This window comes from Amycolatopsis sp. NPDC023774 (assembly GCF_040639695.1).
Classification (GTDB): Bacteria; Actinomycetota; Actinomycetes; order Mycobacteriales; family Pseudonocardiaceae; genus Amycolatopsis.
On the sequence record NZ_JBFAAJ010000074.1, the window covers coordinates 1 to 8,050 of the forward strand.

General features: G+C 68.7%; 10 protein-coding genes and 1 pseudogene. 6 read left to right on the top strand and 5 right to left on the bottom strand.

Annotated features, from left to right (window positions below):
- On the top strand, positions 1 to 471 hold a 471-nt coding region (locus AB0F91_RS46390), incomplete at its 5' end, for a methyltransferase domain-containing protein (protein ID WP_360608799.1).
- Between the two features lie 76 nt (positions 472 to 547).
- Here the strand turns inward: AB0F91_RS46390 and AB0F91_RS46395 are convergent.
- Together AB0F91_RS46395 and AB0F91_RS46400 are read right to left on the bottom strand one after the other, a co-directional pair.
- Positions 548 to 1,013: pseudogene (locus AB0F91_RS46395) on the bottom strand (Tn3 family transposase).
- 259 nt (positions 1,014 to 1,272) lie between these two features.
- Entirely contained in the window at positions 1,273 to 2,505 is a 1,233-nt protein-coding gene (locus AB0F91_RS46400) for an epoxide hydrolase family protein (protein ID WP_360608801.1), read from the bottom strand.
- A gap of 1,108 nt (positions 2,506 to 3,613) precedes the next feature.
- Between AB0F91_RS46400 and AB0F91_RS46405 the strand changes: the two genes are divergently transcribed.
- Complete coding sequence (locus tag AB0F91_RS46405; protein WP_360608803.1) at positions 3,614 to 3,988, top strand: hypothetical protein; 375 nt, start codon at positions 3,614 to 3,616, stop codon at positions 3,986 to 3,988.
- Between the two features lie 20 nt (positions 3,989 to 4,008).
- Here the strand turns inward: AB0F91_RS46405 and AB0F91_RS46410 are convergent, their stop codons facing one another.
- A complete protein-coding gene (locus tag AB0F91_RS46410) occupies positions 4,009 to 4,401 on the bottom strand; it encodes a hypothetical protein (RefSeq protein WP_360608805.1) in 393 nt (130 codons plus the stop codon).
- A 765-nt stretch (positions 4,402 to 5,166) separates the two neighbouring features.
- On the opposite strand from AB0F91_RS46410, the gene AB0F91_RS46415 reads away from it, so the two are divergent.
- Positions 5,167 to 5,484, top strand: coding sequence for a hypothetical protein (locus AB0F91_RS46415; RefSeq protein ID WP_360608807.1), 318 nt, complete (start codon positions 5,167 to 5,169; stop codon positions 5,482 to 5,484).
- A gap of 16 nt (positions 5,485 to 5,500) precedes the next feature.
- On the opposite strand, the gene AB0F91_RS46420 is transcribed toward AB0F91_RS46415, so the two are convergent.
- A complete protein-coding gene (locus AB0F91_RS46420) occupies positions 5,501 to 5,707 on the bottom strand; it encodes a hypothetical protein (RefSeq protein WP_360608809.1) in 207 nt (68 codons plus the stop codon).
- 435 nt (positions 5,708 to 6,142) lie between these two features.
- Here AB0F91_RS46420 and AB0F91_RS46425 point away from each other — a divergent pair, with 435 nt between their 5' ends.
- Positions 6,143 to 6,760: a hypothetical protein gene (locus tag AB0F91_RS46425; protein WP_360608816.1), complete on the top strand. Its 618-nt coding sequence runs from the start codon at positions 6,143 to 6,145 to the stop codon at positions 6,758 to 6,760.
- Between the two features lie 57 nt (positions 6,761 to 6,817).
- Complete coding sequence (locus AB0F91_RS46430) at positions 6,818 to 6,997, top strand: hypothetical protein (RefSeq protein ID WP_360608811.1); 180 nt, start codon at positions 6,818 to 6,820, stop codon at positions 6,995 to 6,997.
- 65 nt (positions 6,998 to 7,062) lie between these two features.
- Here the strand turns inward: AB0F91_RS46430 and AB0F91_RS46435 are convergent, their stop codons facing one another.
- Positions 7,063 to 7,437, bottom strand: a complete 375-nt coding sequence (locus AB0F91_RS46435; RefSeq protein ID WP_360608813.1) for a DUF732 domain-containing protein — start codon at positions 7,435 to 7,437, stop codon at positions 7,063 to 7,065.
- 118 nt (positions 7,438 to 7,555) lie between these two features.
- On the opposite strand from AB0F91_RS46435, the gene AB0F91_RS46440 reads away from it, so the two are divergent.
- A partial coding sequence (locus AB0F91_RS46440) for a helix-turn-helix domain-containing protein (RefSeq protein ID WP_360608814.1) occupies positions 7,556 to 8,050 on the top strand: 495 nt, incomplete at its 3' end.

Here is an 8,050-nt window from a genome sequence, read left to right on the forward strand (position 1 = left end):
CGCCTCGGCCGCGAACGCGGCTGGGACAAGGATGTCTCGTTCCTCTTCGGCAACATGACCGACACCGGCATGCCCAGCGGATCATTCGACGCTGTGGTCACCAACGAGACCACGATGTACATCGACCTGGACGAGGGATTCGCCGAGTTCGCTCGGCTGCTGCGCCCCGGCGGCCGCTACGTCTGCGTCACCTGGTGCGCCAACGACGCCGTGGCAACCCGCAGCAAGGCTGTGGAGTTCATCGATCGTCACTACGTCTGCCACATCCACCGCCGCAGCAGCTACTTCCGCGCGCTGGCCGCCAACAACCTGGTGCCCTCCACCGTCTGGGACCTCACCGCCGAAGCCATCCCCTATTGGCAGCTGAGGTCACACTCGAGCCACCGCACCGGCGTCGAACAGGCCTTCCTCGACGGGCACCAGTCCGGCGAGCTGAACTACCTGGTCATCGTCGCCGACGCCATCCACTAGAGACCCACGTCGTATCCGCCAAAGCTGTCGCCATGCGGCGCCACCGTGCCGCTACGGGCGAACCCTGGCCCAATCCTCACCCGGGGCGCGGCGTGGCGGCGGGGGCGCGCAGCGGCCGGAACCCGGTTCGGGCGTACTCGGCTTCGACCGGGAATTCGTAGGTGCCGTACGGGTTCACGTGCGCCATCAGCGCCGGGGAGACGTGCGCGAGCAGGTCCCGGTCGATCCGGCCGCGGGCGGCCAGGTGCTCGAGTTCTAGGTAGGCGGTGTTCCAGGTGATGATCGCGTTGCCCACCAGCAACAGGCACAGCGCCTGCTCGGTCTGCTGCTCGCGGTGCCGGCGCCGCACGCTGCCTCGCGGGCAAGAACAAGTCCCGTCGCAGCGAGTGCAGGCTCTCGCCCTTGTTCAGCTGGGGGGTGATCCGGCGCCGGTAGGCCTCGTCGGCGAGGTAACGCACCGCGTAGATCGTGCGCTGCAGTCCGCCGAACTCGACCAGAGCCTGTGGCGGCGCAGAAGGAAACTCCCCACCGGTGCCGGACACGCCCAGTTCGGCGTAGCTGCTGCCTGCCGCAACCAGGCGTCCGAGTATCCCCAGGTCAGCGTTAGAATTCCGGTCCGGAAGGTCAGGGATCCGAATCGCTTCGCGCGCACGTCTCGTCGCGACAGCGAGGGAATCTCTGCTAGCAGGGTGCTTTTATCGGTGGGAACTATGGGCGCTGGTCTGCTGATGGCATGCAGAAATCCTGCGGGGCCAGCAGATCCCTTCTTCTTGACGTCCAGAGTGTTGGTAGGCGGGGGAGTCAACGACTCGGCTCCGCGGTCATGCCTGCTCGCAGCGGTTGGAATGCGGCCCGCAGCTCGGCCGCGAACAGCTGTGGTTCTTCCCACGCGGCGAAGTGGCCGCCCCGCTGCGCCTCGTGGAAGTAGTTGAGGGTGGGATAGGCCTCCTCGGCCCAGCTGGGCGGGGTCTGCCAGATCTCGCCGGGGAACGTGGTGAACCCGACCGGGACGCGGACCGGGGATGGCGGCGGTGGGTTCTGGCCGGCGGGTGCGTCGGGCCCGTAGGCCTCCCAATACGAGCGGGCGGCCGAGGCCCCGGTGCCGGTCAGCCAGTACGTGGTGATGTTGTCCAAGACGTGGTCGGGGGTCAGGTTGCCGGTGGGCTGCCCGTCGAGGAAGGCCCGGGCGATCTTGTAGTAGGCGTCGGTGTCGTGGTCGAGCATCCAGGCGGCGAGGGCGGCGGGTGAGTCCAGGAGCGCGTAGCCGATCGTCTGGGGCCGGGTGGCTTGCTCGACGAAGTAGCCGTTGCCGCTGGTCTGGAACGCGGTGATCGCCGCCTGCGCGGCACGTTCCTGCTCAGTTTCCGAGGGCAGCGCCCCGGGGTCGTTCAGCGCGGGAACGAGCAGGTTGGTGTGGATGCCCACCAGCCCCTCGGGTGCCTGGCGGCCCATCGCGTCGGTGACGCCGGCGCCGACGTCGCCACCCTGCGCCACGAAGCGGGTGTAGCCGAGGCGGCGCATCAGCTCGGCCCAGGCCCGCGCGGTGCGGCCGAGGTCCCAGCCGACCTGGGCCGGCTCGGCGGAGAAGCCGTAGCCGGGCAGCGAGGGCACCACGACGTGGAAAGCATCCTGGGCGAGGCCGCCGTGCGCGGTCGGGTCGGCGAGCGGGTCGATTGAATCGAGCAGCTCCATGACCGAGCCGGGCCAGCCGTGGGTCATGATCAGCGGCAGCGCGTCGTCGTGCCGTGACCGCGCGTGCAGGAAGTGGATCTGCACACCGTCGATCTCGGTGGTGAACTGCGGCAGCGCGTTCAGCCGCGCCTCGACGCGGCCCACGTCGTACCCGTTCTCCCAGTGCCTGCAAACCGCCTGCAGCACCGCCAGCTGCACGCCCTGTGAGCGGTCCCCGACGAGTTCCCGGCTCGGCCACCGGGTCGCGGTAAGGCGACGCCGCAGGTCATCGAATGCCTCGCGCGAGACGGCCACTGAGAACGGACGGATGGCATCAGTTCGCTGTTCACCAGTCGTTGCCACAATGACCCCCCCGAAGCGCAGGTGAAGGCGACTGGGCAGCTTGACATGCGGCGGGCTGAGGCGGACCACCCTTCAGGGATGACCCTTGCGCGATTCGGCGGCTTCCTCGTCTGTGCTGGCGAGTATCGAACCGATCGGCGTCGACGGCCTGGGCCACCCCCTGTGTGCTGGGATCCAGCGCGATCGTGATGCCTACACCGACGGGACGTATCAGAGCCAGCGGTCTTCGCAGTGGCGCCGCGGGAAGAACCCGGGCAGCTACCGAAGCCGGTACTGACCGCCGCCGCGCGGGCAGTCGAGGGGGCACTGCAGTGAAGCATTACCAGGTCACCGTCACCCGCGAGGGCAAATGGTGGATGGTGCACATCCCCGAGATCGACGGGCTCACCGGTCGAGGTTCACGTCGAGCCGTAAATCAGCTGGTAGGTCACGACTCGGGGTCGCTCGGCGGCCTCGTGTAACCCCGCGGTGCGCTTGCCGATCTCCGCGGACGGGGACTGGCTGGGGGGCGGGGACACGGATTTCACTCCAGTCCCCGGCCCCGATGCGGGGGACTAACACCCACCCCCCAAGGCCGCGAGTCACTCATGATCTCCGTCCGGCGCCGCATCGTAGCCAGAGTCACCGACAACTTTGGCCGGCGACGGGCAGCGCGCTTGCCGATCTCCGCGAACGACTGCCGCAGCTCGTGTCTCGACGGCAGCTGGGACCGGGCCTGCCGTGCAGCACTCGGCATCCCCGACTGGTTCACCACCATGGACAACGCCAGCGTCCCGTCAAGGTCACACCGAGCCGGCGTGGCTCGTGCCGCGCTTACCCCCTAGTTTTTCGATCGCCGTCCGCGCGCGCGTTGACGCCCGGGGCCGGGCCTCTGGCACCCCGGCCGGACCATGTCCGATTCGCCGGGTTCTGGGTGGTGATATGTGACCTTATTACAGGTTGACTCTTCGGCATATTTATCAAATACGTAACCGGATATCGAATTGCGACGCGGGGCCACGAGCTTCTGGGCGGGATCTACTTCGCGAGGGAATCCGCGGCGTGGGGCGGCGGCCGCGCCTTCTACGACCCCAAGCTGGTCGGCACGGCCGCGTCCCGCGTCTACTGGGTGACCGCCGAGCAGTTCGGCGATGTCTCCAAGCAGGAGATGTACCGCAACCCTGGTGGGACCGAGCTGGACATTGCCGCGATCGTTGCCGCCAGCCGCGTCGAACTCGGAACCGGCCGCTACGAAACCCTCTTCCACATCGGCGACCTGGACGGGCACCCAGTCCTGAGGTTCACCGCCCCCTGGTCGGCCGGTGCGGTCGAGTACAACGATCCGTCCCTCTCCTACCCACGGATGTTCGCCGGCGGGCTCTGCGAGGCACACAACTGGGATCTCGACCGTGCCGCCGCGTATCTGGCCGCCCGACCGGGCGCGGCCAGCACGTGGACAGTCGACGCGCTCGCCGCGGCGCTCCACACGCCGAGTCCAGTGTGAGGGGTGCTCGTACCCGGGGCCTAAGCTCCGAGCGCGCCGAGCACAGCGAAGTACCTCATGACAAGCCACGCTTCGAGCAGCGCGCCGAGGCTTGGCTTCGGCCCCGTGGTCGTTACCACGCCGCGCAGGCCGAAGAGCGCCCGGCCAATCGTGGCGCCCCCCACCACTGGAGTAAAAACCCGGTGGACGAACGACACCACGATGTACGTCCCGATCAGCGTGGCCAGGACCGGCAAGTCGAGTTTGTCGTGACGACGATCGCGATCGTCAGGTGGAGCGCGAGGTCGACCACGATCGCACAGGCCTTCTGCAAAACGGGGGGGCATCGGCAACGGCAGCTTCGCGCCGGGTTCGCGAAGGTCACAGCGGCGAACGGCGTCCGGCAGGGTGTCCCACCAATCGTCGTCCGTCACACTCGGCGCCTTGGTCGTCATGCTCTTGCCACGCGCGAACCCGGCGTCCGGTTGCTTACCTTTCCCCGACCGAACCGAGGTCGACGGCCCGCTGACGCAGCGCGCGCACCTTGCGCGCCGGCACGTTCGCGGCGGTGATCACTTCGCGTCCTTGCTGAGCACCCAGCGCCACGCCGCCGTGGCGCCGCGCGCGAGCTGCTTGCCCATCCAGGTGGCGGCCCGCCACGGGGCGTGTGTCCGGCGCGCCGGCGCGGTTCGGGTTCCACACGGACCGTTGCCGGTCGGGCGCCGCGGTACGGCTCGACTTTCGCGACGCGGCCGCGGGGGAACGGCTTGGCCGCGTCGCGCGGCGTGCGGGCCTCGACGATGCGCCGGGCCCCCTCGTCTCCCTCCCACAGAAGACGCAAGGTCACGCGGAAGCGTTAGTAGAGGTACGACACGCCCGGACGGTACGGGTCCACACCGTTCACCCGCACCAGCTTCACCCCGCCCCGTGGAGGCATCAACGGTCGGTGGGGACGGCAACCTCGCCGTCCTGGTCGATCAGCACCTGAAGCACAGCGTCCGGCAGATAGACGCCGGGCCCTGCGTGCTGACCTGGTGGTTTGCTCGGCAACCCTCTCAGCTGGGCGTTTGTTATGTCAAACCGTCGTGCTGAGTCGCACACCGTGCCGCCGAAGTCAGGATTTTCGCCGTCTTTCCCACGTCCGTTCCCATCGGGGCGCAACCCTTGGCAGGCTAGCCGTACATATTTCGACTGGCGGCATGTCAACATGGACCACAGAGGGCTGGTGCCCTCCGGCTGAAGACAGTGCGCCGGAGCACCGATGGACGACCAGCTTCGAGCACAACGGCGAGTGGTGGGGCCAAGCTGACATGCTCGGCAGCTCACCGGCCGGGGCGGACCTCGGCCGGCTACTTCGGGACTGGTTTGAGGACCGCGGTGGCCCGGGGGTGTGCTGGCGCTTGCAGGTCACCCCGCGCGACGAGACAGATCAGGTGCTCGCCAGCTTCGAGCAGTGGTTCGAGGAGTACCAGCGGCCCGTGCAGAAGCTGCGTCGCACCGGGGGCCTGTACGCCTGACAGGCGTCCGCGCGATCTACTCCTTGGCCGACGGCAGGCGCTCGCGCTCCTTCACGTGGATGTCGAACACGCGCTCGTCGGGGCCGATGGCGCGAACGTTTCCCTGACCGTCGTGATGGACCGACATGCCGTCCCGCTCCTGGAGCCACCACACGATGTCGTTCGCCAGATCGAGCGCCGCCAGTGTCGGGTGCTCGTCCGTGAGGTCATGATCGCTCGCCATTGCGCAAGTCTGCTCGACAACCCGGACGTCCAGCTACCTCGAAGCCGGAGTGTCCCCGAATGTGTATCGCGTCGGTCAGCCGCGTAACGAGGTGGCTTTACGGCTGCGCCGCTGGTCAGCGGGGTCCACGATGGACACATGCCCGTGCCGGACCTGCCGCCGCGGCTCGCTGTCGCGGAGCCGGCCGCGGTGCTGCCCCACCGGCTCGTATGAGTACTCCCCGAAGCTCGACGGCTGGAGGTGCGTGGTGCATGTGCCCGGCGGGGTGCTCCAGTCCCGCACTGGCAGCGAGCTGACCGCCCGCTTCCCCGCGGTGCTCCAGGCGGCGACCGCGCTGGGCCGGGTGGTGCTCGACGGCGAACTGTGCGCATACCGGAACGGCCGGCTGGACTTCGCGGCGCTTAGCTACGGCCAGGCCGGCGCCACGCTGAGGGCATCACCGTCGTCTTCATGGCGTTCGATCTGCTCGGCGCCCAGGGCCGGGACCTCCGGCCGTGGCCGCTATCCCGCCGGCGGGCACGGCTCGCCGAGGTGATCGGCGCGAGCGGCACCGGCGTACAGCTGATGCCCTCGACGCTGGACGTGGATCTGGGCCGTGCGTGGATCAGCGCGGATCAGGCGGCAGTCGGCGTCGAGGGTGCTGTCGCGAAGGGGCTAAACAGTCGGTACCCGCTGCGCGGTGGGCGCGCGGGCTGGGGGAAGGTGCGCTATTACGGCGATGTTGATGCCCTGGTGCTCGGCGTGACGGGTAGCCCGACCCGGTCGAGGGCGCTCGTGCTCGGCCAGGCTGATCGGCGCGGGCGGGTGCGCGCGGTGGGGCTGTCCACGACGCTGTCCAGGACGGCGCTCGTGTCGCTGGCAGGCAGGCTTCGACTCGCCGAGGGCGGCCCGCAGCGGGCATCCGGGGTCATTGCCGGCCTGCCTGGCAACGAGGACTTCACGTTCTGGCCGGTCGAGGCCGGCGTGGTCGTTGAGGCGCGCGCGGACCGGGCGTTCGAGCTGGGCCGATACCGCCACCGCCTGTCCGTCGTTCGTGTTCGAGCCGAGGTGTGACCGACACCCGGCCGAATGGTCTTCGAGGCGATGAGACGCGTACTAGGGTCGGGACACGTGAGCGACGACTTTCAGGCCCAGTGGCCAGACTGCGAAACCGAGGGTTATGGCGGAAAGATCTACTTTGACCCCAAGCACCGCAAGCACTGCCGCAAGCGCGAACTTGCCGGTCTCGCACCCGTGACGGAGTTACCGCCGCTGCCCAACCCGTACGCGGCGAGCGGCGCCACGACCTGACCCGCCGACGCGACACGCACCCTCGCGTTTAAGAGCCTCCGGTTGCCCCTCAAGCCACCCCGGGCTCACGCATGCCCTGCTTCCTTGCAGAGCCCGCTCGACCCAATCGCCGCGACGATCTTCTCGGCCTTCGCCTGGTCTATCGACGCATGGCCGCCAGCGAAACGCAAAGCCGCGTTCTTGACTACGGTCGCGCGGTCCTTGCCCTGCGCGAGGTCATCGCACACGTCTCGCCCACGCAGGATCGCGCGGGCCCGGTTCTCGACGAGGCCAGGGTCGATCGAACGGAGCGCCTCAAGGTAGGTCCGCCCCGCCGGCCCCACCGGCACGCCCCGCGGCGAAGCCGAAGCCGCGGGCGCCGCGGGCGCCGGTGCGGGCGGCTGGCTGCCGCAGCCAGCGAGAAGGACGAGAGCACCGAAGATCACGAGAAGATTGCGCACGGCAGCAACACCGTGATTCCGCGCCGTTTCGTTACAGAGGCCGAGTTCGGCCGGTTTCTGTCGGCCTGGCGATGTACGGTCCTGATCTCCGGCAGGCCAGGGGTGGGAGCTACGCACGGTGGTATCGGTCGAGCAGCTGGTACAGGGCGTCAACGCCGTCGTGGGCAATCTAGTGTCGCGTGTCGTTAGTTGTTTGACGGTTGGGTGGGTGTCAGAATGCGGCATGGCGAATCGACCGGCTGCGGCGTTGTGTCTTCGTGATGGTGATCGTGAGCGGTTGCTGTCGTTGATCAGGAGTTCGTCGGTGCGGGCGGGTCTGGCGCAGCGGGCGCGGATCGTGCTGCTGGCCGCCGAGGGTGTGGCGAACAGTGTGATCGCCGAACGGGTCGGGGTGTCGCGGCCTACCGTGATCGGCTGGCGGGAACGTTATGAGGGTGGCGGGATCGACGGCCTGCACGACGAGGCACGCTCGGGGCGGCCCCGGCTGGTGGACCATCGAGAGGTCGTTGCAGCCACGGTGAAGCCGCCGCCGAAGAAGCTCGGTGCGACGCACTGGTCGAGCCGGCTGCTGGCCGCCCGGCTGCGGATCAGCAACGGCACGGTGGCCCGCGCG

What these genes read in the sequence shown, in the direction of transcription:
- AB0F91_RS46420 (WP_360608809.1), bottom strand. Translation starts at nt 5,707, where the DNA reads ATGGCGAGCGATCATGACCTCACGGACGAGCACCCGACACTGGCGGCG.
- AB0F91_RS46415 (WP_360608807.1), top strand. Translation starts at nt 5,167, where the DNA reads ATGTCAACATGGACCACAGAGGGCTGGTGCCCTCCGGCTGAAGACAGT.